We start from the raw sequence: 21,377 nt of genomic DNA, 5'->3' as shown, positions 1-21,377 counted from the left end.
CTGCCTCCCGTACTCCAAGGGCTACGCGGTCCTGACAATCTCGCGTACCAGCCCGACGGTCTCCTCGATCATGCCGCTATCGACATCGAGATGCGTGCAGGCGCGGATTCGCCCGTCCATCATGGCAAGCAACACGCCGCGCCGGCGCAGCTCCGCGACCATCCGGGCGCCGGGCACGCCGGCGCCATCAGGCGTGAAAAACACCAGGTTGGTCTCCGGCTGCTGCACGCCGACGCCGGCGATTTGGGACAATCCCCGTGCCAGCACGCGCGCGTTGGCATGGTCATCCGACAGCCGATCGACATTGTGATCGAGTGCATGGAGGCAGGCCGCGGCGCAGACGCCGGATTGGCGCATCGATCCGCCGAGGCGCTGCTTCCAGCGCCAGACCTCGTCGATGAATTCATGCGTTCCGGCCATCACGGCGCCGATCGGCGCGCCGAGGCCCTTGGAAAAATCGATCCAGACTGAATCCCAGCCGGAAGACATGTCGCGCGCGGGAATGCCGGTGGCGACGCAGGCGTTGAGCAGCCGCGCGCCGTCCATGTGGGTCGCCATGCCGTGGGCTTTTGCGGTTTCCGCGATGGCATCGAGATCGGCTTTGGCCCAGATCGTACCGCCTCCGATATTGGCGGTTTGCTCGACACTGAGCACGGTCTGCGGCGGCTCGTAGCGGGTACGCGGATGAAGGGCGGCACGAACCGTATCAAGGGTGAATTTTCCGTCCGCGCCGGTGAGCGCGGTGATCTGGAATCCGCCGAGCGCTGCGTGCGCGCCGCCTTCGCGCGCGATGATGTGTGCGGTTTCGTGCGCAAGGATTTCATCGCCGGGCCGGCAATGCGTCAGTGTGGCAGCGACATTGCACATGGTGCCCGACGGCAGGAATACCGCGGCCGCCTTGCCGAGCAGGCCGGCCACGCGTTCACACAGCAGATTGGTGGTCGGATCGTCGCCGATCTGCTCGTCGCCGACGTCGGCGCGCGCCATCGCCTCCCGCATCGCCGGTGTCGGCCGGGTCTGCGTATCCGACAACAGGTTGATGCGTACCGGCGTTGCGTTCGGATCGCGCGGAGCGGGGGTGTAGGGCATTTCAGAACTCTGGTCCCGTCATGGCCGGGCTTGTCCCGGCCATCCACGTCTTGCTTACGTGTTCGAACCATAAAGACGTGGATGCTTGGGACAAGCCCGGGCATGACGAATTCAACGGTTGTGCAAGCACACAAAAGGCCCCGGCAAAACCGGGGCCTTGTGTCGTCGCGCGAGATAAAAAATCAGCGCGAATAGAATTCGACGATCAGATGCGGCTCCATCTGCACGGAGAACGGCACGTCCGACAGGTGCGGAATGCGGTTGAACTTCGCTGTCATCTTGCCGTGATCGACCTCGAGGAAGTCAGGCACGTCGCGTTCGGCGAGCTGGTTGGCTTCCAGCACAACGGTGAGCTGCTTTGAGGATTCCTTGACCTCGATGACATCGCCGACCTTCACCTTGAAGCTTGAGATGTTGACGCGGCGGCCGTTGACCTTGACGTGGCCGTGGTTGATGAACTGGCGCGCGGCGAACATGGTGGCGACGAATTTTGCCCGATACACCACGGTGTCGAGGCGGCGCTCCAACAGGCCGATCAGGTTTTCGCCGGTGTCGCCCTTCATGCGGCCGGCTTCCACATAGATGCCGTGGAACTGGCGTTCGGAAATATTGGCGTAGTAGCCTTTCAGCTTCTGCTTGGCGCGCAGCTGCACGCCGAAATCGGAAAGCTTGCCCTTGCGGCGCTGGCCGTGCTGGCCGGGACCGTATTCGCGCTTGTTCACGGGACTCTTCGGGCGGCCCCAGATATTCTGGCCCATTCGGCGATCGATCTTGTATTTCGCCTCACTGCGCTTAGTCATCGCGTCCTCTTGCAGGTTTGAGTTTTGAGGAAACGCGCCCTCCTGTGCGCCGGGAATGTCCCGGTGCCGACAGGTCCGCCCCATAAGCTTGACGGGTGAACCGCGGGTCGCGAAACGCAACGCGGGCCGAAAACGGCCCGCGAGCAGGCGTTACTTAGGAAGAAACGGCTGATCTGTCAACCGAAAGCGCCCGGATATGACGGCCAGACCGAGGTCTGCGCCTTGAGGGGCGCATCGCGGAATGACGCTAGGTCGCGACGGCGCGGACCGCTTTTGGTTCCGGGATATGCCGATGAGCCAGCAATTCAGCAACAATCACGGTGTTCAGCACGTGCTCCAGCCGGGTCAGGGTCTTTGCGATCAGTGCGGCGTCGGTAACCCGGTGATCCCAGCGGATCACGACGTCGACCGTCTGATCCGGTCCCGCCACGCCGTAACTGACGATAAACGGCCCCGGGCTGAGCGCGTGAAGTTCGCCGGCGCCGTAGCCGGCCACCGAGGTGACGCCGAAACTGCCGAAATAATTGGCGCGCTGGCGGCCGAAATTGAGCCCGATCATCCAGACCAGCCGCCGGACCGGGAGCGGCAATCGCGTCGCCCGCAATATCTTCCGGAACGCCGGGACATCGTCGACCGCAGCGGTCTTGGCATGCCGAATTAAGGCATCGACCTTGGCCAGCGGTAATTCGTCGGCTGCGCTGACCTTTTGCGGCAGCACGCAATCCTGGCCGTCTTCCACCCGTGCGATCGCGACCATGCCGACGCTGCGCGGCAATTCATAGAAATGCGGCCACGGCCATTTGAGGTAGAGGGTCCGCAGCACCGGCTCGTCGCGCGCCACCAGGCAGAAGGCCTTGGCGAAGATCGCCGCCCAGCCGGGATGCAGCGCGGATGCCGCCCGCGCCTCAATCAGCGGCCCGAGGTCCAAAGCTCGCCGCAACGAGACGAAGGGCACACGCTTCGACGCATGCATGAGGTCGGTGATAAGGCGGCGCGGCACTGAGAGTTTTCGGACCGTTCCGCGCATCGTTTAACTCGAGTTCCCACGTCAGAAGGCCGGCAAACCGGCGGGCCTGCTGATCTAGCATGATCCAACCCGCGTCGCGCCAGTTGGTTTTACATTCTAAGGCACCGGCGAGGACAGCGGCTTGCTTTTGTCGACGACATAAATTGCGATGATCTTCAACGATTTATCGCCGCTGACCTTGGCATCATGGGCAACGCCGGCCGGAATGGCCCAGGAGTCGCCGGCCTTTACGTGAACATCCTGCTTTCCTTCGACGATCAGATCGCCTTCGCCCTCCAGCACGTAACCGGTTTCGATTCCCGGGTGGGTATGGCGACCTGCCGATCCGCCGGCCGGGATTTCCGCGATGACGGTGATGGTAGAGTAGCCGTCCGGAAATTCGACCTTTTGCAAAGGCGTTCGTTTGATGCCCTGCGCGACCGCGGCCCCGGACCAGGCGAATGCGGCGATGGTCAATCCAAGTACGATTTTTCTGATCATGTTTTGCTCCCTGGGGAGCGGAAACTAGCAGGGGACCGGCGGGCTGGAAAGCCAATGCTTTACGCAGGAGCCCGGCCGCCGAAAAACGGCGCCAGCGTTTGTCGCAATGGGTGCCGCCGTCCGGATGTGAAAATCATTTCAGCATCGGCATGGTCGGCCTCGCCGCAACCCGAACCGAGCAGATCGGCGACGCGCCGAGCGATCGCCGGCGCAGGATCGATCCAGTCCACGGGCCACGGCGCAAGCGCCACCAGGCGGTCCATCAGCAGTGGAAAATGTGTGCAGGCCAGTACCACGGTATCGGTGCGGACCGAACTGTCCTCGACAAAGCAGGGCGCGATCTCGGCAAGGATATCCTGGTCGCTCACGGCTCCGCCGCTCAGCGCCGCCTCGCTTAGAGCGGCGAGATTGCCCGAACCCACCAGCGTCACCTTGCAGCCTTGCGCGAAATCGCGGATCAGCGCCTGGGTATATTCGCGCTTGACCGTGCCTCTTGTGCCGAGCACCGAGACCCGTCGGGATTTTGAACCCGCGCAGGCCGGTTTGATCGCGGGCACGGTTCCGACGAACGGCACCTGGTACTGCGCGCGAAGATGCGACATCACCAACGTCGATGCCGTATTGCAGGCGATCACGACCAGGTCCGGCTCATGCGCATCGATCAGTTCGCCAACCAAAGGCACCACGCGCGCGATGATCTGCTGCTCGCCGTGATGGCCGTAGGGAAAAAATTTATCGTCGGCGACGTAGATATAGCGCGCATCGGGTCGTGCCCTGACGACCTCACGCAATACGGTGAGGCCGCCGAGCCCGGAATCAAACACGAGAATGGTCTGACGTGCTGGCATCGTCGCAAGGTTAGTCCAACTTCGTTACCAGTTTGGAACTATTCCAGACGGCCATGAACATCAGACAGTGAAAGGCTTGGGCATCGGTTCGACCCATGACCTCGTGGCTGGACGAGGAATTGAAGGCGTGTTCCCTTCATGATCTCGCGCATGATCCGGGGGCCAAACTGATTGTGCCGTATTTAGAATCGCTCCAATCAGAGTGCTTAGAATATCTCCAATCAGCGCGCGTCTTTTTGCCTCGCGACGATCAGGCTGGTAACAGCGTATGAAACGCAGCTCATTCGCACCGAAGGAACGATCATGTCACTCGCGCGGAAGTTTTCTACGACGGTAGCCGCTCTGGTTTTCAGCGCATTGCTGGGTTCCGGCGCACAGGCCCAGCAATCCACCGAGATCCAGTTGAGCTACAAGGACAAGAAATTCACGCCCGCGGAAGTGACCGTTCCCGCCAATACCGCCTTCACGATCAAGGTGAAGAATCTCGAGGCCAAGGCGATGGAATTCGAAAGCAAGCCGTTGAAGATCGAAAAGGTGATCGCAGCCAACAGCGAGGCGGTCGTCAACGTGCGGCCGCAAAAACCGGGCACATACAAGTTCGTGGACGAGTACAACGAGAATGTCGCGTTCGGCAACGTTGTCGTGAAGTAAAGGGGCGGTCGTGCTTGCCGCGCTGATCATCGTTTTCCGCGAGGTGTTCGAGGCCGGTTTGATCATCGGCATCGTGCTCGCCGTGACGCGCACGGTTCCGCATCGCAATCTCTGGATCGGCGGCGGCGTGCTCGGGGGCGTCGCCGGCGCATGTCTGGTGGCAGCCTTTGCCGGCGCGCTGTCGAACCTGTTTGCCGGCATGGGACAGGAATTGTTCAACGCAGCCATACTGGGCATCGCGGTAGTGATGTTGACTTGGCACAATGTCTGGATGGCGCGGCACGGCCGCGAGCTTGCGAGCGAAGTCCGTGCCATCGGGCAGGCCGTAGCCGACGGATCGAAGTCGCTGCTGGCGCTTGCGGTCGTCGTCGGCGTCGCGGTGCTGCGAGAGGGCAGCGAGGTCGCGCTTTTTCTCTATGGCATCGTCACCAGCGACGGCGGTTCGGCCGCGAGCCTCGCGCTCGGCGGGGTGATCGGCCTTGTGCTGGGCGCATTGGTCTGCCTGCTTACCTATGCGGGCCTGATCAGTATTCCCATGCGCTCGCTTTTCGCGGTGACGACGGTGCTGATCACGCTATTGGCGGCCGGGATGGCTGCGCAAGCCGTGGCATTTCTTGAAAAAGCGAACTGGCTGACCGCGATGGGTAATGTGGTCTGGGACACGTCGTGGCTGCTGGATGAGTCCAGCATCCCCGGCAAGGCGTTTCATACCCTGATCGGATACACCGACCAGCCGACCGCAATGCAGCTCAGCGTCTACATCGCGGTGCTGGCGATCACTTTCGCGCTGATGCGGCTGTCAGGGTCGCAGCCGCAGACAGCGCAGCCGGCGCAGACTTGAATCGCAGCATGTAGGGCGGGTAAGGCGCGAAGCGCCGTAACCCACCCTCGCGGGTCGGCAGCTACACCGGCAGCAATGGCCGATGCGGTGCATCCGGCAACTCGATGTGAATGGCATCGCCCGGCCGCACGTCGCCGTCCGACAGCACGATGCTCATGATGCCGGCCTTGCGGATCAGGTTTCCGGCGTCATCCTTGGCCAGGGTCGCGGCCATCAGACCCTTTTGAAAGCGGTCGAGTTGGACGCATGGATTGCGCAGGCCGGTTACTTCGACCATCGCAGTCTGGCCAAGCAGCAAGCGTGTCCCGGCCGGCAGGGCCAGCAGGTCGATGCCGGATGTGGTGACGTTCTCGCCGAGGTCGCCGGGCCGAACGGCGAAATTCTTCGCGCGCAATTCGTCGAACAATTCAGCATGCATCAGATGCACCTGGCGCAGATTAGGCGCGGTCGGATGGTAGCGGGCGCGGGAGCGGTGCTTGACGGTCTCGCCCATATGCGCGTCGCCATCGACGCCGAGGCCCTTCAGCAGGCGGATGCTCAGGCTCGGCGTCTTGCTGAAATGGTGACCGCGGCGAAGACTGACGGCGACGACTCTGCCCATGCTGTAAGACTCGATTCCACGTGTAGGGCGATCAGCGAAGCGTAATCCGCCAATTCCGATGCAGCAAAAGCGCGGGTCAGGCTTCGCTGATCCGCCCCACGGCTCGGCTTGCCCCGAACACGCGCTGGAAGATCGTATCGACGTGCTTGAAATGATAACCGAGGTCGAACTGCTCGGCGATTTCCGCGTCGGTAAGATACTTCTTCACGTCGGCGTCTTTTTTCAGCAGGTCAAGGAAGTCGCCTTCGCCGCGCCACACCGGCATGGCATTGCGCTGCACGAACTTGTAGGCATCCTCACGGCTGGCGCCCTTTTGCGTGAGCGCGATCAGGAGCCGCTGCGAATGCACGAGGCCGCCGAGCCGGTCGAGGTTCCTCTGCATGTTCTGCGGATAGACCAACAGCTTCTCGATCAGGCCGGCGAGCCGGTTGAGCGCGAAGTCGAGCGTCACCGTTGCATCGGGGCCGATCATGCGCTCGGCGGAGGAATGCGAGATATCGCGCTCGTGCCACAGCACGACGTTCTCCATTGCCGGCGTTACATAGGCGCGCACCATGCGAGCGAGCCCCGTGAGATTTTCCGACAGCACCGGGTTGCGCTTGTGGGGCATCGCCGAGGAACCCTTCTGGCCCTCGGAGAAGAATTCCTCGGCTTCCAGCACTTCGGTGCGCTGCAGATGGCGAATTTCGGTGGCCAGACGTTCCACCGAAGACGCGATCACGCCCAGCGTTGCAAAATACATCGCATGGCGATCACGCGGAATCACTTGGGTCGAGATCGGCTCCGGCTTAAGCCCCATCGCCTTGGCGACGTGTTGTTCCACGCGCGGATCGATCTGCGCGAAGGTGCCGACGGCGCCCGAAATCGCGCAAGTGGCGACCTCCGTGCGCGCGGCGACGAGACGTTCGCGGGCGCGGGTGAATTCCGCATAGGCATAAGCGAGCTTCAGACCGAACGTCACCGGCTCGGCATGGATGCCGTGGGAGCGGCCGATGGTCGGCGTCGTTTTATGCTCGAAGGCGCGCTTCTTCAGCGCCGCCAGCACCCTGTCGATGTCGGCGATCAGCACATCCGCGGCGCGGGTGAGTTGCACGTTGAAGCAGGTGTCGAGCACGTCGGACGAGGTCATGCCCTGGTGCACGAAACGCGCCTCCGGGCCGACGATCTCGGCGAGATGGGTTAGGAAGGCAATGACGTCATGCCTGGTTTCGCGCTCGATCTCGTCGATGCGTTCGACGTTGAAGGTGGCGCCCTTGCCCTTGGTCCAGATCGCCTGTGCCGCCTGTTTCGGGATGACGCCGAGTTCGGCCAGCGCGTCCGCCGCATGCGCTTCGATCTCGAACCAGATCCTGAAACGCGTCTGCGGCTCCCAGATGGAAGCCATTTCGGGGCGGGTGTAGCGGGGGATCATCAACAACTCTGGTATTTTGGGATACTGCCGCGCTTTAGCAGAGCCGCCCGGGTCAGACAAACCGGCAAGCTTGCTATGAAACAGAAATGGCTTCGATCACATAATATTGACTGACAGATATTGAAATCTGTCAGTCAGCTATGATATCTTGACTGCAAGGCGCTGTTGGATGCGCCGCGCGGGGCGCCTGGCCGGGTCGACCGTAAGTCCCGCGAATTTGAAGGATACTGCCATGACCATCGAAATTCTCTATTTGACCGTTCACATTCAGCGTTGGCTTAACGAGCGTATCGCCCGGCATCTTGCTGCGCAGGCCAAAAAGCTCAATCACTAACCGATCAGCCAATGACCACTCCAGATTCGTTCGCCTTAATCCGACAGCGAGATGCAGACGGTGTTCAAATGAACGAAGCAGTTGTTCTGACCCCGGAGCGGATCCTTGAGGTAACTGAAGATGTGCTGCGCCGCTACGGCCTCGCCAAGGCCACGGTGGTCGATGTGGCGCGAGCGCTGGACGTCAGCCATGGCAGCGTCTATCGGCATTTTCCGAGCAAGGCCTCGCTGCGCGATGCGGTGGCGAAACGCTGGCTTGACCGCGTCAACGGACCGCTGGAAAAGATTGCGAACGGGGAAGGTCCGGCTCCTGCGAAGCTGGAGCGCTGGCTGCGCGCGCTGTTTGCCGCCAAATACACCAAGGTTTGCGACGACCCTGAGATGTTTGCGACCTACCTCGCCTTGGCACAAGAGGCGCGTGGCGTGGTCAAGGCGTACAAGGAAGGTCTCGCCAACCAGATCGCGCATATCCTGGCGGAGGGCGTCGATCAGGGCGCGTTCGAGGTTACCGACGTGAAAACCTCGGCACAGGCGATTTTTGACGCTACGGTTCGTTATCATCATCCGGCCCATTCCGAAGAATGGAGCGATCCGGCGCTGGCGACGCGGATCGACGCCTTGCTGGAACTGCTGCTGCGCGGCCTTGAAGTATCGAAAAAGCGCTAGATCATTTCCCCGCGCGCCGACGCGGCGGCATTCCTGATCGCGGAAATATTGGCCTTGTAGGACGCCATCGTGCCGCCCTTGAACACCGCGGAACCCGCGACAAAGGCATTGGCGCCGGCGGCGGCGAGCTGGCCTGATACATCGGGGCTCACGCCGCCATCGACTTCGATGTCGATCGGCCGGCCGGCCGTCATCGCCCTGAGATCGGCGATCTTGCCAAGCGCCGAGGGGATGAAGGCCTGGCCGCCAAAACCGGGATTGACCGACATCACCAGCACCAGATCGACCATGTCGATGACATATTCGATGGCCGACAGCGGCGTGCCCGGATTGAGCGAGACCCCGGCCTTCTTGCCGTGCGCGCGAATCGCCTGCAGCGAGCGATGCAGATGCGGGCCGGCCTCGGCATGCACGGTGATGTGGTCGCAGCCGGCCTTGGCGAAGGCCTCGAGATAGGGATCGCAGGGCGAAATCATCAGGTGCGCGTCGAAGATTTTTGTCGTGTGCGGCCGCATCGCCTTGATGACGTCGGGGCCGTAGGAAATGTTCGGGACGAAATGCCCGTCCATCACGTCGAGATGGATCCAGTCAGCGCCGGCCGCATCGACGGCGCGGACTTCGTCGCCCAGTTTGGCGAAATCCGACGCCAGGATGGACGGCGCAATGACGAGCGGTCGCGGCGCGAAGGGTGGGGACATGGCAGGTCGTTCCGGATGTTTCGAGCGGCTTCGCGTAACATGGGCGGCGCGACGGAGCAATGTGAACCGGCCTCGTGTCCCGGACGCAGCGTCGCGCGCTTGCGGTGCGCCGCAGAGCCGGGACCCGCTCCTTCATGGGGCCGCAAATGGGCCCCGGCTCAGCAGCGCACCACGCCGCGAGGGCGGTCCGCTGCGCTGCATCCGGGCACGGCCGCGCTAGCTGCTGAGCTGAAAGCAACTGTAGCAATCGCGAATTTCACTGTTGAAGAATGACCCTTTTGACGTAGCGGCTCTGAAGGCGTCAAATACGTCTTGCGGCACGTCGGCATAAACATATCGGCGCCCGCTGACGAAAGTGATCGTCAGTTCGCTTTTCTTTGCAGAATAGGAATAGCTGCGGATGACGCTGGATGGCATTTGTGGCTCCGTGTCTCTGGGACGGCAAGCTGGTTTCCCCAATGTCGGCTATCCTCCGAACCGATCCTTCCACGCCGGCAGCGCGCCGGGGAAGGGCAGCGCGGTTGCCTCGTACACCCCCCGCGCGATCGCCCGCGCTACCGTGTTGGCGGCGACCATCCCCAGTTCGGTGAGGCCGACAAGCGGATCGATCGGCTTCTCGCCGGTGGCCGCGGCGAACACCACGTCGCCGTCGAGCGGCGCGTGCACCGGATGGATCGCCCGTGCGAATCCGGTCTGCGCGATCATCGCCAGCCGCCTGGCCTGCGGTTTCGTCAGCACGGCGTCGGTCACGACCACCGCCAGCGTGGTGTTTTCTGCAGCGGTTGCCGCGGCGCCGCCTTTCAGCCGCATCACCAGCATCGCCGGCGTGAACGACGGCGGCAGGCCGCGTCCGCCGAACTCGCCGTCGGTTTCGAACGGCGCCGCCCAGAACCAGGGCCCGTCGCCGACCGTTGCGGTGCCGACCGCGTTGACCACGGCGAGTGCCGCGACACGCACGCCGCCGGCCGTCGCGGCCGAAGCCGAACCGAGCCCGCCCTTGAAATTCGCGGTGGTGGCGCCGAACCCGGCGCCGGCGCTGCCGAGCGCGAAATCGCCGCTTGCAGCCGCGACCGCGGCATAACCGAGTTCGCGGTAAGGCGCGAAGCGGCCCCACTTCTTGTCGCCGCCGTTGACGAGATCGAACACCACCGCGCCGGGTACGATCGGAACGCGCGCGCCGCCGACCGCAAGGCCGCGGCCCTGTTCGGCGAGCCACGCCTGCACGCCGCCGCCCGCTTCCAGTCCGAACACGGAGCCGCCGCTCAGCGTGAGCGCGTCGATCCGCTCCACGGTGTTGACGGGGTCCAGCAGCGCGCAATCGCGTGTGCCGGGGCCACCGCCGCGCACGTCGATTGCCGCTACGGCCGGCTGGTCGAAAATCACCGCAGTAACTCCGGACGCAAGCTGCGCGTCTTCGGCATGACCAACCCGAACGCCTGCGATATCGGTGAGGAGATTTTTCATCGCGTTGCCCTCCCGGGTGCAGATGACCCCACTGCAACGAGCGGGTCAACCCGATCACGCGGGGATCACAACTGCGCAGGCTGGGGCGACAGCGCTTGCGTCCTGCCGCGGTAGCAGTGCAATTAGGCACCGTCATTCGGGTTCGCGAAGACGCGCGCCGGAATGACGATCCATATTTTCCGTATTGCCGGAATTCCGAACCGAAACGATCCAAGCTCCATGATTCACGACGTCACCATCCCCGCCGCATTGATCGCCGGTCTGGTCAGCTTCCTGTCGCCCTGCGTACTGCCGCTGGTACCGCCCTATCTGATCTATCTCACCGGCGCCACCATCGACCGCGTCAACAGCGCCGAAACCGCGGCGGCATCGAGACGCGCGGTGATGATCTCGGCGCTGATGTTCGTGCTGGGCTTTTCGACGGTATTCGTGGCGCTCGGCGCCAGCGCTTCGTTTGTCGGCGGCTTCATCCGTGCCTGGTCGGCAGAGTTCTCGATCGTCGCCGGTATTGTCATCATCATCATGGGCCTGCATTTTCTCGGCCTGACAAGGATCGGGTTGTTGATGCGGGAAGGACGGCTGACAGCCCCAAAACCGGTCGGCTTGTGGGGCGCCTATGTCATGGGCCTGGCATTCGCATTCGGCTGGACGCCGTGCATCGGCCCAATTCTCGCCGCCATCCTCTCGGTTGCGGCAAGCGAGGCGACGGTGGCGAAAGGCGCGGGCCTGCTCGCGGTGTATTCCGCAGGCCTCGGTATTCCGTTTCTGGCCGCGGCGTTCATGGTCGAACAGTTCTCGTCGCTGCTTTCGCGAATGAAGCGGCATCTTGCCGCCGTCGAGCGCGCCATGGGCGTGCTGATGGTGATCACCGGCATTTGCTTTCTCACCGGCACGGTGTCGAACGTCAGCATCTGGCTGCTGGAGACATTTCCCGCGCTGCAGAATTTCGGATAAGGGACGCCGCGGCCTTCAACGTTGTCGTCCCCGCCAAGGCGGGGGACCCATCCGCCGTGTCGTCGACGCGAAGCGTTAGGGTTGTTGTGGAACGGCCGTCGCTCACGTCCAGCAGACGGCAGGGATCATCGGTCCCCGCCTTGGCGGGGACGACGCTTTGAGCTGCGTGCCCTCACGTCCCCTTGCCGGGATCGATCTCGCCGTAATTGCCTTTGGCGTCCCACTTGTAGACGACATAATCGATCGCCTTGATGTCGCCCTTGGCATCGAAGCCCATCTTGCCGAGCACGGTATCCCATTCGCCGGCCTTGATGGCGTCCATCACCTTCTTCGGATCGGTGGAACCGACTTTCGCCGCCGCCTGCGACCACACCTGCATCGCGGCGTAGGTATAGAGCGTGTAACCTTCGGGATCGATGTTCTTTGCCTTGAACTTCTCGACGATCGCCTTGGCGGTGGGTTTGTTGCGCGGGTCCGGGCCAAAGGTGAACAGCGTGCCTTCCGCGGCCGGCCCCGTGATGGAAGCGAACTCCTTGTCGTTCATCGCATCGCCCGCCATCAGCACGGTTTTCAGGCCCTGATCGCGCATCTGGCGCAGGATCAATCCCGCCTCCTGGTGATAACCGCCGACATAGACGAGATCGATATTGTCGCGTTTCAGCCGCGACACGATGGAGTTAAAATCCTTGTCGCCCTTGTTGTAGGATTCGAACATCTTCTCGGTAAAGCCCACTTTGTTGAGCGCCTTCTTGGTCTCGTCGGCGAGACCCTTGCCGTAGGTGGTCTTGTCGTTGAGGATGGCGACGTTCTTGCCCTTGAAATTCTTGGCGATGTAATCGGCGGCCACGAGGCCTTGCTGGTCGTCGCGGCCGCAGACCCGCGCCACGTTCCAGAGCTTGCGCTCGGTAAACAGCGGATTGGTAGAGGCCGGCGTGATCTGCAGCACGTTGCCGTCCGCGTAGGCTTCCGAGGCCGGAATCGACGACGACGAGCAGAAGTGGCCTGCGACGAACGGGATCTTCGAACTGGCGATCTTTTCCGCCACCGAGCGCGCCTGCTTTGGATCGCAGGCGTCGTCGCCGACCTGCAGCGCGAGCTTCTTCGCAAGCACGCCGCCGGCGGCGTTGAGATCCTCCACTGCCTGTTCGGCGCCGTTCTTCATCTGCCGTCCGAACGCCGATTCGCTGCCGGTCATCGGGCCGGCGACCGCGATAGTAATGTCCTGCGCCAGTGCGGCGGTCGACAGCGCCAACGACGCGCCCACAACCAGGCCGATGAGTTTGGTTTGTTTCATAGGTGGTCCTCGCGATGATCTTGGACGAAGAGGTCCCGGCGGCCCGCGCCGGGTTTGGAACTTGCGCGCATTGTCGGCTGATTTGGACGTGAAGTCATCGGCAATTTTTCGCAATTGCAGCGCGGGATCGCCGCATCTTGCAGCAGTAGCGGCCTGGTGTCCCGGGTGCGATGCTGCGCGAAGTGACGCTCCGCAGGACCGGGGGTCCATCCACCGAGGGTCATCGCAGGGCTCGACCCGGCAATCCGTCTCGTCGCATGGAACCTTCCCAAGAGGATGGATGGTCAAGCCGCGCGCATGACGAATTCGCTGCGTCCGGGGAACGCCAGCACTACGCCCTGCGTCCGCCCTCCAGATACGCCGCCCGGACTTCCGGGCGCTGCAGCAACTCGGCGCCGGTGCCGTCGAGCGTGATCAGGCCGTTGACCATGACGTAGCCGCGGTGGGCGAGGCGCAGCGCGTGGTTGGCGTTCTGCTCGACGATCAGCACGGTGAGGCCGTCCTGGCGGTTCAGGGTTCGGATCGCATCGAAGATCTGCCGGGCGATCAGCGGGGCAAGGCCGAGCGAGGGCTCGTCCAGCATCAACAGGCGAGGGCGGCTCATCAGCGCGCGGCCGATCGCCAGCATCTGCTGCTCGCCGCCCGACAGCGTACCGCCACGCTGGGTCATGCGTTCCTTCAGGCGCGGAAACAGCGTCAGCACGCGCGTCAGCCCGGCGGAGCGGTCGGCATCGCCGGAGTTGGTGGCGTCGGCGCCCATCTGCAGGTTTTCCGCGACACTCATGCGCGGGAAAATCCGGCGGCCCTCGGGCGCCTGCGCGATGCGCAACCGCGCGATCTCATGCGTCGGCATATCCGTGATATCGCGGCCGTCGAATATGATCCGGCCGGATCGCGCGCGCGGTTTGCCGAACACCGTCATCATCAACGTCGACTTGCCGGCCCCGTTGGCGCCGATCAGCGTCACGATCTCGCCGGGGTTGATGGCAAGATCGACGCCCTTCAGCGCCTCGATCTTGCCATAGGCCGCGCGCAGGCCGCGGATCGCGAGCAGGGGCGCGGAAGTTGCGGTCATGGCGCGACCCTACAGCCGTCATGGCCGGGCAAAAGCGCGAAGCGCGTCTTCGTGCAGGTGCCCCGGACATCCACGTCTTCCTTCCGCAGACGTGGCCAAGACGCGGATGGCCGGGATAAGCCCGGCCATGACGGCGTATCTTGAAACCACCTCACAACTCCAACTCCTGCTCGACGGCGGCGACTTCGTCGTCTTCCACGCCGAGATAGGCCGCGATCACCTTCGGATTGTCGCGGATCTGTTGCGGCGAGCCGTCGGCGATCTTCACTCCGTAATCCAGCACCACCACGTGATCGGAAATTTCCATCACCACCGACATGTCGTGCTCGATCAGCAGGACCGAGGTGCCGTGGTCGGCGCGGATCGAGAGCAGGAGTTCGCTCAAGGCAGCGCTTTCGCGCGCGTTCAGTCCGGCCGCGGGTTCGTCGAGGCAGAGCAGCGCCGGCTCCGTACACATGGCGCGGGCGATTTCCAGCCGGCGCTGGTCGCCATAGGGCAGGTTGCCGGCGGCATCGTCGGCGCGATCGAGCAGCCCGATACGGTCGAGCCACAGCCGCGCCAGATCGATGGCGTGTTTTTCCGCCGCGCGATAGCCGGGCGCGCCGATCAGGCCGAGAAAGGTGTAGCCGGACGCGCGCATCAGCGCGTTGTGCTGCGCCACCATCAGGTTTTCCAGCGCGGTCATGCCGGGAAACAGCCGGATGTTCTGGAAGGTGCGCGCGACTTTCGCGAGCTTTGAAATCCGGAAATCGTTCAGGCGCTCGAGCTGGATCGCGGTGCCGTCATCGTGCGTCAGCCGCATGGTGCCGTTGCTCGGTTTGTAGAAGCCGGTGATGCAGTTAAACACCGTGGTCTTGCCGGCCCCGTTCGGTCCGATCAGCGCGGTGATCTTCTTGCGCTGCGCGCTGAACGAAAGATCATTGACTGCGACAATGCCGCCAAAACGCATCGACAGGCCTTCGACGGCGAGGATGTCGCGCGCGCTCATCCGTGGCCTTCCTTGACGAGGTCGGAAGAAATCGCCCGGCTGCGCCGCAGGAATACGGTCGGCGCGCGATGCCCGATCAACCCGCGCGGCCTCCAGATCATCAGCAGCACCATCGCGACGCCGAATACCAGCATGCGATATTGATCGAGCCCCCGGAACAGCTCGAAGCCGCCGATCATGGCGAGCGCGGCCAGCGCCACGCCGAGCTGTGATCCCATGCCGCCGAGCACGACGATCGCCAGCACCAGCGCCGATTCCTGGAAGGTGAACGATTCCGGGCTGATGAAGCCCTGTCGGGTGGCGAAGAACGCGCCCGCAAAACCGCCGAACATCGCCCCGGTCGCGAACGCGGTGAGTTTTGTGGTGGTGGTGTTGATGCCCAGCGCGCGGCAGGCGACTTCGTCCTCGCGCAGCGCTTCCCAGGCGCGGCCGATCGGCAACCGGCGCAGCCTTATGGTCACCCAGTTGGTGAGCAGCGCCAGCGCCAGGATGATATAAAACAGAAACACGATGCGATGGGTCGGCGAGAACTCGATTCCTAGTTTGGCGGCGAGTCCCTCATCGCCGGGCGACAGCGGGATTCCGAAAAATGTCGGACGCGGAATGCCGCTGACGCCGTTAGGGCCGCCGGTCAATTCCTGCCAGTTGATGATCACCAGCCGGATAATCTCGCCGAACGCCAGTGTGACAATGGCGAGATAGTCGCCGCGCAGCCGCAGGACCGGAAAGCCGAGCAGTACGCCCCAGAACGCCGCGAGAATGCCGGAAACCGGAAGCAGCACCCAGAATGCCCAGGGACCGAGTTGAAAGAAGTCAATGGATACAAACGGATAGAATGCAATCGGATGCGGAAGCGGAAGGCCGTATTTTGCCAGCAGCGCGTAGGAATAGGCGCCGACCGCATAGAAGGCGACATAGCCGAGATCGAGCAGTCCGGCGAGGCCGACCACCACGTTCAGTCCCCAGCCCAGCATCACGTAAGTCAGCACCAGGATGCCGAGGTCGAGAATGTAGCGTTGATCGTAGAAGATCACCGGCACCAGGAAGGTGAAGACCAGCAGCACCGGCGCGATCAGTTTCCGCGCGGTCGCGAGCCCGCTTTGCACATTCGGCGGCACGATCCGGACGGTACCGATCGGTCCCCACCATTGCCGCAGCAATTCGACCACGATGCTGCCGCCGAATACGGCGGCGACCATCGCCGCGAGATCGCCGAACCGGGTCCACCAGATCAACTGCCCGGAAGGGCCTGCCTCGGTGCGTATGCCGATCATCAGCGAGAACAGCACCAGCGCCACCAGCGCGGAGATCGATGCCTTCTTCAGGATGAAGGCGATGCCGTGAACGCGCGAGGTTTGTTCGGGGGCGAGCGTTGTCACGGCGCCGTCAGACTTTTTCGACTTCCGGCCGGCCGAGCAGGCCGGTCGGAAGGAAAATCAGCACGATGATCAGGATCGAAAATGCCGCGACGTCCTTGTACTCGACCGAGAAATACGCCGACCACAGGGTTTCGATCAGGCCGATGGCCAGCCCGCCCAGCATCGCGCCCGGCAGCGAGCCGATACCGCCGAGCACCGCGGCGGTAAAAGCCTTGATGCCCGCGACGAACCCCATGAAGAAATCCACCAGGCCATAATAGAGCAGATACATCATCCCCGCGACGGCGGCCAATGCCGCCCCGATAACGAAGGTCATCGAGATGGTGCGGTCGACATCGACGCCGAGCAGTGCCGCCATGGTCTGGTCCTGTTCGCAGGCGCGCATGTCGCGGCCAAGCCGCGTGCGCGCCACCAGCCAGGTGAAGACAGCCAGCAGCAGCACCGTGGTGATGACGACGACGATCTGCACGTTGGAGAGCTGCACCACGAAGCCGCCGGCACCCTCGTGCAGCATATAGCCCCCGGTGATAATCGGCGGCACCGGTTTCACCCGCGCGCCTTGTGCGATCTGGGAGTAGTTGATCAGCACAAAGGACATGCCGATTGCCGACAGCATGGGCGCCAGGCGGAAGGAGTGTCGCAGGGGCCGGTAGGCGATACGCTCGATGGTCCAGCCATACAGCGCGGTGATTGCCATCGACACCAGCAGGACGATCAGCAGGATCACCGGAACGACCGTGAGGCCGATCGAAACCAGGATCAGGAAGCTGATCAGCGCGACAAAACCTCCAATCATGAAAATATCGCCGTGGGCAAAGTTGATCATGCCCACAATGCCGTAGACCATCGTATAGCCGATCGCGATCAGGCCATAGATCGAACCGAGCACAATGCCGTTGATCAGTTGCTGGGCGAAATAATCCATGCGCTGCCGTATCTTGAGCCGTGACGCTGCGATGGCTCCGGCAGCCGGAACGCCGCGTCGTGCCGTTTTCTAACAGCGGTAGCCGGGAGCGGCAACCGCGCCGGGTGCGGCACGTGGAACTGTACACCGGAGTTTGCCGGTTCCGCCCGCTGCTCGCGCCCCCGTTAAGGTAAATAAATGGTTTAGATTGCCGGCCGCTGTTTACCGAGGCTACCTCGCCGGACCGCCGTTACCGGTCCAGAGCGCCGCGGCGAGGTGGGATGCCCGGCATGGCGACGAATTGGCGGATCAGCACCTTCAACGGCGCACTGCTGGCGTCCTATTTCATCCCGACCTGGTGCATCGCCGGATTCAGAATCGCGACATCGCCGGTCCAGGGCTTTTACGAGCGGCCGAATATTTCCGCAGCGCTGTTCCTCAGTGATACCCTGCGGGTCGCCGCAGCCGACCTCACACGATTTGCGTGGCTGCTGGCGCTCGGCAGGCTGACTGTCGCGGCGTTTTTCATCGTCTTCCTCATCCAGATCACGCGCCCGGCGGCGCGTAAAGCCGGCGAATGCGATGAAGCGCTGGCATTCGCCCTCGGCATCGGCAGCGTCATCAGCTTTGCCTGCATGGTGATGGCTTCACAAGTCGCAGAGCCCGCGGCGCTTCGGCTGCATGCCGCCGAACTGTTGATGCTGCTCGGCATGGCGATCGTGTTGCTGGTCGAGCGGCCTGCCGAGATCGGGCGGCCTATCGTTTCAACAGGTCCAACTCCTGAACAATTGCGAGCGCTTCCTTGATGGCGTGGTTGGCCGCCGGCACGCCGCAATAGATCGCCTGCTGCAGCAGGATTTCCTTGATGTCGTCGGGCGAAAAACCGCCTTCCGTCAATGCCGCGCGTACATGCAGGCGGAACTCGTCCCATTGCCCGAGCGCCACCAGGGTGCCGATCACCAATATGCGGCGGATGCGATGGTCGAAATGCGGGCGGGTCCAGATGTCGGCCCACGCATGGCGCGTGATCAGGTCGAGGAACTCGGCATTGAACGAATTTTTGTTGGCGGCCGATTTATCGACCCATGCATCGCCCAGCACCTTCCGGCGCTGCGCCATGCCGTCATCGCGGCGTTGCTGATCGTTCATGGGTTGGCTCCCTCTCGTGTTTCTCGTCATTCCCGAGATGCGCCTCCTGGCGCAGGCCCGGAACCCGTAAACGCCGATCGTGGCTCTGGACTCCGGGCTCGCGCTTCACGCGCCCCGGATTGACGGGGTACTGATTAGCGTTGCGTCAAAAAGCCGATCACGGCGTCGGTGAAGGCCTGCGGCTGCTCGACATTGGAAATATGCGCGGCGTCGAGAATGGTCATGCCGGCCCCGGGGACCTGACTGCGGATGAATTCACCGGCCGCAACCGGTGTCGCCGGATCGTGGCGTCCGGCAATGACCAGCGTCGGATTTTTGATCTTCGGAAGCAGCGCGCGCTGGTCGAGTGTGCTCAGCGCCTCGCAGCAGGCGAGATAGCCCTGCACCGGCGATGCCGTCAGCATGGCCTTCATCTGCGCGGTGATGTCCGGCGCGCTCGCGCGAAAATCCGCGGTCAGCCAGCCGGCGATGACCGCGTCGGCGACGGCGGCGATGCCGCCTTCCTGCACCGCCTTGATGCGATTGAGCCAGTTGGTCGGATCGGGATAATAGCAGGCGGTGTTGGACAGGATGATGCGATCGAATCGCTCCGGCGCGTTGGCGCCCAGCCATTGCCCGACCATGCCGCCCATCGACAGCCCGCACCAGTGCGTCTTCGCGATGTTCAATTCGTCCAGTATCGCCAGCACATCCCGTCCAAACCGCTCCATGGAATAAGGCGCGGGCGGCACGCCGGATTTGCCGTGGCCGCGCCGGTCGTAGCGAACCACGCGAAACTGGTTTGTGAACGCCGCCATCTGCGGCTCCCACATTCCCATTGTGCAACCCAGCGAGTTGGACAGCATAAGCGTCGGTCCGCTGTTGCGGCCTTCCACCGACACGTTGAGCAGGCAACCGTCGCCGGCATCGATCATGGGCATAGACGTTTCTCCACACTCTCCGCGTCATACGCGGGCTTGACCCGCGTATCCATCCTTCTTCGTCAGAGTCTCTCGAAGATTGCCGGGTCAAGCCCGGCAATGATGCCAACGTTATTTTTCCTCAAGCGACTTCAGCAGCCGATCGATCAGCGCTTGCGAGACGCCCTGATAGGCCATCGGCTCGAATAATTTCGCGATTTCGTCGGCGCCGAGATACGCAACGATTGTCGGATCGTCCGCCAACACCTCGCGCAAATGCTGCTTGCCGGCGACGGCTTTCTTTACTGCCGCCTCCACCAGATGATGCGCGTCGCTCTTGCCGATGGATTTCGCCAGCGCGAATGTCACCGCCTCCGCCATGATCAGGCCGTGCGTCGCGTCGAGATTGAGCCGCATCCGGACGGCGTCGACTTCCAGCCCTTCGGCGATGTCGACGATGGCCGCCAGCGCTCCGGACGTGACCAGCTGCAGCGTCGGAAGCGTCGGCCATTCGGCGTGCCACGGTCCGGCGCTGCGCTCATGATCCTGCACCTGCGCCGCGAAAATCGTCGCCGCCAGATTTGGCGCCATGGTGGCGGCGGCAAGAGCCGTCGCCGCTGCAACCGGATTGCGCTTGTGCGGCATGGTCGATGAGCCGCCGCGGCCTTCGCCGGATGGCTCGAACGCCTCGGCGACGTCGGTCTGCATCATCAGCGATACGTCGCGCGCGATCTTGCCGCAGCTGCCGGCAAGGATCGCGAACACCGAGGCGGCGTCCGCGATGCGGTCGCGATGGGTGTGCCACGGCGCATCCGGCAGCGGCAGTTTCAATTCTCGCGCGAGCTTTTCAGCCACACGCAGGCCGTTGTCGCCGAGCGCAGCCAGGGTTCCCGCGGCGCCGCCGAACTGCAGCGCCAGGGCCTCCCTGCGCAGCCGCTCCAGCCGCGTTCGCGACCGATGCAGGGCTGCGGCATATTCTGCAAGTTTCAGTCCGAAGGGCATCGGCAGCGCGTGCTGCAGCCAGGTCCGCGCCACCGCCGCGGTGCCGCGATATCGCCGCGCGAGGCCAGCGAAGCCGGCGATGGCGCGGTCGAGATCCGGCAGCAGCGCGTCGAGGGCGGCGCGCAGAGACAGCATGGTTGCGGTGTCGGTCACGTCCTGGCTCGTGGCGCCCCAATGTACATAGCGCGCGGCATCCGGGTCGGTTGTCGCCACCGACGCGGTGAGCGCCTTTATCAAAGGGATCGCCAGATTACCGGAACGCGTGGCGGCGTCGGCAAGCTCGGAGAGATCGAACGCGTCCGCCTTGCAGGCCTTTGCGATCGGACCGGCAGCGCTTGCCGGGATCACTCCCGCCGCCGCTTCCGCACGCGCCAGCGCCGCTTCGAAATCCAGCATGTGCTGCAGCGTGGATGCATCGTCGCAGACCGCGCGCATGGCGGCGCTGGAAAACAACGGTGCCAGGAGGGGGGACAAAGACGTGCTCATGCTGCGCGCGACCCTAACCATTTCGGCCGATGTCTGCCAATGCCAAACGCCCATCGTCATGGCCGGGCTTGACCCGGCAATCCATCCCGCTTCGCAAAATCCTTTTGCCAAGAGCGATGGATAAGTCGGTCAAGCCCGCGGTTGACGCGGCGTGTGGTGCGGCGTGTTGCAATATCGCGCTCCACGGGGCGCGTTCCCCGGACGCAGCGCAGCGCGCAGCCCTTGCGGAGCGGTGCGCTGCAGAGCCGGGGTCCCGGTTGCTTGCGACAAGAAACCGGGGTCCCGGTTGTTGCGGCTGCAAGGAACCGGGGTCCCGGTTCTGCGAAGCGGCATGAAGA

The 21,377-nt window shown here is 63.4% G+C and carries 23 protein-coding genes; 5 read left to right on the top strand and 18 right to left on the bottom strand.

What is annotated here, in order from left to right; genetic code table 11:
• Positions 1-21: 21 nt before the first annotated feature.
• The 5 genes from ACFE72_RS19075 to murI form a co-directional block, all read right to left on the bottom strand.
• Positions 22-1,089 carry a threonine aldolase family protein gene (locus tag ACFE72_RS19075; RefSeq protein WP_375414683.1) on the bottom strand — a complete coding sequence of 356 codons (1,068 nt, stop codon included), beginning with the start codon at positions 1,087-1,089 and terminating at the stop codon, positions 22-24.
• A 182-nt stretch (positions 1,090-1,271) separates the two neighbouring features.
• A complete protein-coding gene (gene rpsD, locus ACFE72_RS19070) occupies positions 1,272-1,889 on the bottom strand; it encodes a 30S ribosomal protein S4 (RefSeq protein WP_375414682.1) in 618 nt (205 codons plus the stop codon).
• Positions 1,890-2,136: 247 nt separating this feature from the next.
• The gene (locus ACFE72_RS19065; RefSeq protein ID WP_375414681.1) at positions 2,137-2,916 is read right to left on the bottom strand and encodes an acyltransferase; all 780 of its coding nucleotides are present in this window, start codon (positions 2,914-2,916) and stop codon (positions 2,137-2,139) included.
• Between the two features lie 96 nt (positions 2,917-3,012).
• The gene (locus ACFE72_RS19060) at positions 3,013-3,396 is read right to left on the bottom strand and encodes a cupin domain-containing protein (RefSeq protein WP_375414680.1); all 384 of its coding nucleotides are present in this window, start codon (positions 3,394-3,396) and stop codon (positions 3,013-3,015) included.
• 59 nt (positions 3,397-3,455) lie between these two features.
• Positions 3,456-4,244, bottom strand: coding sequence for a glutamate racemase (gene murI / locus ACFE72_RS19055; protein ID WP_375414679.1), 789 nt, complete (start codon positions 4,242-4,244; stop codon positions 3,456-3,458).
• A gap of 303 nt (positions 4,245-4,547) precedes the next feature.
• On the opposite strand from murI, the gene ACFE72_RS19050 reads away from it, so the two are divergent.
• A complete protein-coding gene (locus ACFE72_RS19050) occupies positions 4,548-4,895 on the top strand; it encodes a cupredoxin domain-containing protein (protein WP_375414678.1) in 348 nt (115 codons plus the stop codon).
• Positions 4,896-4,905: 10 nt separating this feature from the next.
• Entirely contained in the window at positions 4,906-5,736 is an 831-nt protein-coding gene (locus tag ACFE72_RS19045; RefSeq protein WP_375414677.1) for an FTR1 family protein, read from the top strand.
• A gap of 61 nt (positions 5,737-5,797) precedes the next feature.
• Here the strand turns inward: ACFE72_RS19045 and ACFE72_RS19040 are convergent, their stop codons facing one another.
• Both ACFE72_RS19040 and purB read right to left on the bottom strand, forming a co-directional pair.
• A complete protein-coding gene (locus ACFE72_RS19040) occupies positions 5,798-6,337 on the bottom strand; it encodes an MOSC domain-containing protein (protein WP_375414676.1) in 540 nt (179 codons plus the stop codon).
• Positions 6,338-6,413: 76 nt separating this feature from the next.
• Entirely contained in the window at positions 6,414-7,748 is a 1,335-nt protein-coding gene (gene purB / locus ACFE72_RS19035; RefSeq protein WP_375414675.1) for an adenylosuccinate lyase, read from the bottom strand.
• A 402-nt stretch (positions 7,749-8,150) separates the two neighbouring features.
• Between purB and ACFE72_RS19030 the strand changes: the two genes are divergently transcribed.
• Positions 8,151-8,747, top strand: coding sequence for a TetR family transcriptional regulator (locus ACFE72_RS19030; RefSeq protein WP_375414674.1), 597 nt, complete (start codon positions 8,151-8,153; stop codon positions 8,745-8,747).
• Here the strand turns inward: ACFE72_RS19030 and rpe are convergent.
• From rpe to ACFE72_RS19015, 3 genes are all read right to left on the bottom strand, one after another.
• Positions 8,744-9,445 carry a ribulose-phosphate 3-epimerase gene (gene rpe / locus ACFE72_RS19025; RefSeq protein ID WP_375414673.1) on the bottom strand — a complete coding sequence of 234 codons (702 nt, stop codon included), beginning with the start codon at positions 9,443-9,445 and terminating at the stop codon, positions 8,744-8,746. The two genes, ACFE72_RS19030 and rpe, sit on opposite strands and share 4 nt — an antisense overlap.
• Positions 9,446-9,661: 216 nt before the next feature.
• Complete coding sequence (locus ACFE72_RS19020) at positions 9,662-9,862, bottom strand: KTSC domain-containing protein (RefSeq protein ID WP_375414672.1); 201 nt, start codon at positions 9,860-9,862, stop codon at positions 9,662-9,664.
• Between the two features lie 48 nt (positions 9,863-9,910).
• A complete protein-coding gene (locus tag ACFE72_RS19015; protein WP_375414671.1) occupies positions 9,911-10,909 on the bottom strand; it encodes a P1 family peptidase in 999 nt (332 codons plus the stop codon).
• A gap of 219 nt (positions 10,910-11,128) precedes the next feature.
• On the opposite strand from ACFE72_RS19015, the gene ACFE72_RS19010 reads away from it, so the two are divergent.
• A complete protein-coding gene (locus tag ACFE72_RS19010) occupies positions 11,129-11,863 on the top strand; it encodes a cytochrome c biogenesis CcdA family protein (protein ID WP_375414670.1) in 735 nt (244 codons plus the stop codon).
• A gap of 172 nt (positions 11,864-12,035) precedes the next feature.
• Here ACFE72_RS19010 and ACFE72_RS19005 read toward each other — a convergent pair whose 3' ends face one another.
• From ACFE72_RS19005 to ACFE72_RS18985, 5 genes are all read right to left on the bottom strand, one after another.
• A complete protein-coding gene (locus tag ACFE72_RS19005; RefSeq protein WP_375414669.1) occupies positions 12,036-13,157 on the bottom strand; it encodes a branched-chain amino acid ABC transporter substrate-binding protein in 1,122 nt (373 codons plus the stop codon).
• A 331-nt stretch (positions 13,158-13,488) separates the two neighbouring features.
• Entirely contained in the window at positions 13,489-14,232 is a 744-nt protein-coding gene (locus ACFE72_RS19000) for an ABC transporter ATP-binding protein (protein WP_375414668.1), read from the bottom strand.
• 151 nt (positions 14,233-14,383) lie between these two features.
• Positions 14,384-15,220, bottom strand: coding sequence for an ABC transporter ATP-binding protein (locus ACFE72_RS18995; protein ID WP_375414667.1), 837 nt, complete (start codon positions 15,218-15,220; stop codon positions 14,384-14,386).
• Entirely contained in the window at positions 15,217-16,599 is a 1,383-nt protein-coding gene (gene livM / locus ACFE72_RS18990; protein ID WP_375414666.1) for a high-affinity branched-chain amino acid ABC transporter permease LivM, read from the bottom strand. The genes ACFE72_RS18995 and livM overlap by 4 nt, the downstream gene beginning before the upstream one ends.
• 7 nt (positions 16,600-16,606) lie before the next feature.
• On the bottom strand, positions 16,607-17,524 hold the full coding sequence (locus tag ACFE72_RS18985) for a branched-chain amino acid ABC transporter permease LivH (RefSeq protein WP_375414665.1): 918 nt from the start codon (positions 17,522-17,524) through the stop codon (positions 16,607-16,609).
• 269 nt (positions 17,525-17,793) lie between these two features.
• Here ACFE72_RS18985 and ACFE72_RS18980 point away from each other — a divergent pair, with 269 nt between their 5' ends.
• Positions 17,794-18,309: a hypothetical protein gene (locus ACFE72_RS18980; protein ID WP_375414664.1), complete on the top strand. Its 516-nt coding sequence runs from the start codon at positions 17,794-17,796 to the stop codon at positions 18,307-18,309.
• Here ACFE72_RS18980 and ACFE72_RS18975 read toward each other — a convergent pair.
• The 3 genes from ACFE72_RS18975 to ACFE72_RS18965 form a co-directional block, all read right to left on the bottom strand.
• Complete coding sequence (locus ACFE72_RS18975; RefSeq protein WP_375414663.1) at positions 18,260-18,652, bottom strand: carboxymuconolactone decarboxylase family protein; 393 nt, start codon at positions 18,650-18,652, stop codon at positions 18,260-18,262. The genes ACFE72_RS18980 and ACFE72_RS18975 overlap by 50 nt on opposite strands.
• Positions 18,653-18,786: 134 nt before the next feature.
• Positions 18,787-19,572 carry a 3-oxoadipate enol-lactonase gene (pcaD, locus tag ACFE72_RS18970; RefSeq protein WP_375414662.1) on the bottom strand — a complete coding sequence of 262 codons (786 nt, stop codon included), beginning with the start codon at positions 19,570-19,572 and terminating at the stop codon, positions 18,787-18,789.
• Positions 19,573-19,683: 111 nt separating this feature from the next.
• Positions 19,684-21,039, bottom strand: a complete 1,356-nt coding sequence (locus ACFE72_RS18965) for a 3-carboxy-cis,cis-muconate cycloisomerase (RefSeq protein ID WP_375414661.1) — start codon at positions 21,037-21,039, stop codon at positions 19,684-19,686.
• Positions 21,040-21,377: the final 338 nt, after the last annotated feature.

It is taken from the genome of uncultured Bradyrhizobium sp. (assembly GCF_964252615.1).
Lineage (GTDB): Bacteria > Pseudomonadota > Alphaproteobacteria > Rhizobiales > Xanthobacteraceae > Bradyrhizobium.
Note: the sequence above shows the minus strand (reverse complement) of the source record. Positions and strands in the feature narration are given on the sequence as shown.

Bases quoted from the DNA above. Each gene is read 5' to 3' on its own strand.
- ACFE72_RS19050 (WP_375414678.1), top strand. From the start codon at position 4,548: ATGTCACTCGCGCGGAAGTTTTCTACGACGGTAGCCGCTCTGGTTTTC.
- ACFE72_RS19005 (WP_375414669.1), bottom strand. From the start codon at position 13,157: ATGAAACAAACCAAACTCATCGGCCTGGTTGTGGGCGCGTCGTTGGCG.
- ACFE72_RS18975 (WP_375414663.1), bottom strand. From the start codon at position 18,652: ATGAACGATCAGCAACGCCGCGATGACGGCATGGCGCAGCGCCGGAAG.
- rpsD (WP_375414682.1), bottom strand. From the start codon at position 1,889: ATGACTAAGCGCAGTGAGGCGAAATACAAGATCGATCGCCGAATGGGC.
- ACFE72_RS18980 (WP_375414664.1), top strand. From the start codon at position 17,794: ATGGCGACGAATTGGCGGATCAGCACCTTCAACGGCGCACTGCTGGCG.
- ACFE72_RS19020 (WP_375414672.1), bottom strand. From the start codon at position 9,862: ATGCCATCCAGCGTCATCCGCAGCTATTCCTATTCTGCAAAGAAAAGC.
- ACFE72_RS19060 (WP_375414680.1), bottom strand. From the start codon at position 3,396: ATGATCAGAAAAATCGTACTTGGATTGACCATCGCCGCATTCGCCTGG.
- purB (WP_375414675.1), bottom strand. From the start codon at position 7,748: ATGATCCCCCGCTACACCCGCCCCGAAATGGCTTCCATCTGGGAGCCG.
- rpe (WP_375414673.1), bottom strand. From the start codon at position 9,445: ATGTCCCCACCCTTCGCGCCGCGACCGCTCGTCATTGCGCCGTCCATC.
- ACFE72_RS19065 (WP_375414681.1), bottom strand. From the start codon at position 2,916: ATGCGCGGAACGGTCCGAAAACTCTCAGTGCCGCGCCGCCTTATCACC.
- ACFE72_RS19015 (WP_375414671.1), bottom strand. From the start codon at position 10,909: ATGAAAAATCTCCTCACCGATATCGCAGGCGTTCGGGTTGGTCATGCC.
- ACFE72_RS18985 (WP_375414665.1), bottom strand. From the start codon at position 17,524: ATGGATTATTTCGCCCAGCAACTGATCAACGGCATTGTGCTCGGTTCG.
- ACFE72_RS19075 (WP_375414683.1), bottom strand. From the start codon at position 1,089: ATGCCCTACACCCCCGCTCCGCGCGATCCGAACGCAACGCCGGTACGC.
- ACFE72_RS19040 (WP_375414676.1), bottom strand. From the start codon at position 6,337: ATGGGCAGAGTCGTCGCCGTCAGTCTTCGCCGCGGTCACCATTTCAGC.
- ACFE72_RS19030 (WP_375414674.1), top strand. From the start codon at position 8,151: ATGAACGAAGCAGTTGTTCTGACCCCGGAGCGGATCCTTGAGGTAACT.
- pcaD (WP_375414662.1), bottom strand. From the start codon at position 19,572: ATGCCCATGATCGATGCCGGCGACGGTTGCCTGCTCAACGTGTCGGTG.
- ACFE72_RS18965 (WP_375414661.1), bottom strand. From the start codon at position 21,039: ATGAGCACGTCTTTGTCCCCCCTCCTGGCACCGTTGTTTTCCAGCGCC.
- ACFE72_RS19000 (WP_375414668.1), bottom strand. From the start codon at position 14,232: ATGACCGCAACTTCCGCGCCCCTGCTCGCGATCCGCGGCCTGCGCGCG.
- ACFE72_RS19010 (WP_375414670.1), top strand. From the start codon at position 11,129: ATGATTCACGACGTCACCATCCCCGCCGCATTGATCGCCGGTCTGGTC.
- murI (WP_375414679.1), bottom strand. From the start codon at position 4,244: ATGCCAGCACGTCAGACCATTCTCGTGTTTGATTCCGGGCTCGGCGGC.
- ACFE72_RS18995 (WP_375414667.1), bottom strand. From the start codon at position 15,220: ATGAGCGCGCGCGACATCCTCGCCGTCGAAGGCCTGTCGATGCGTTTT.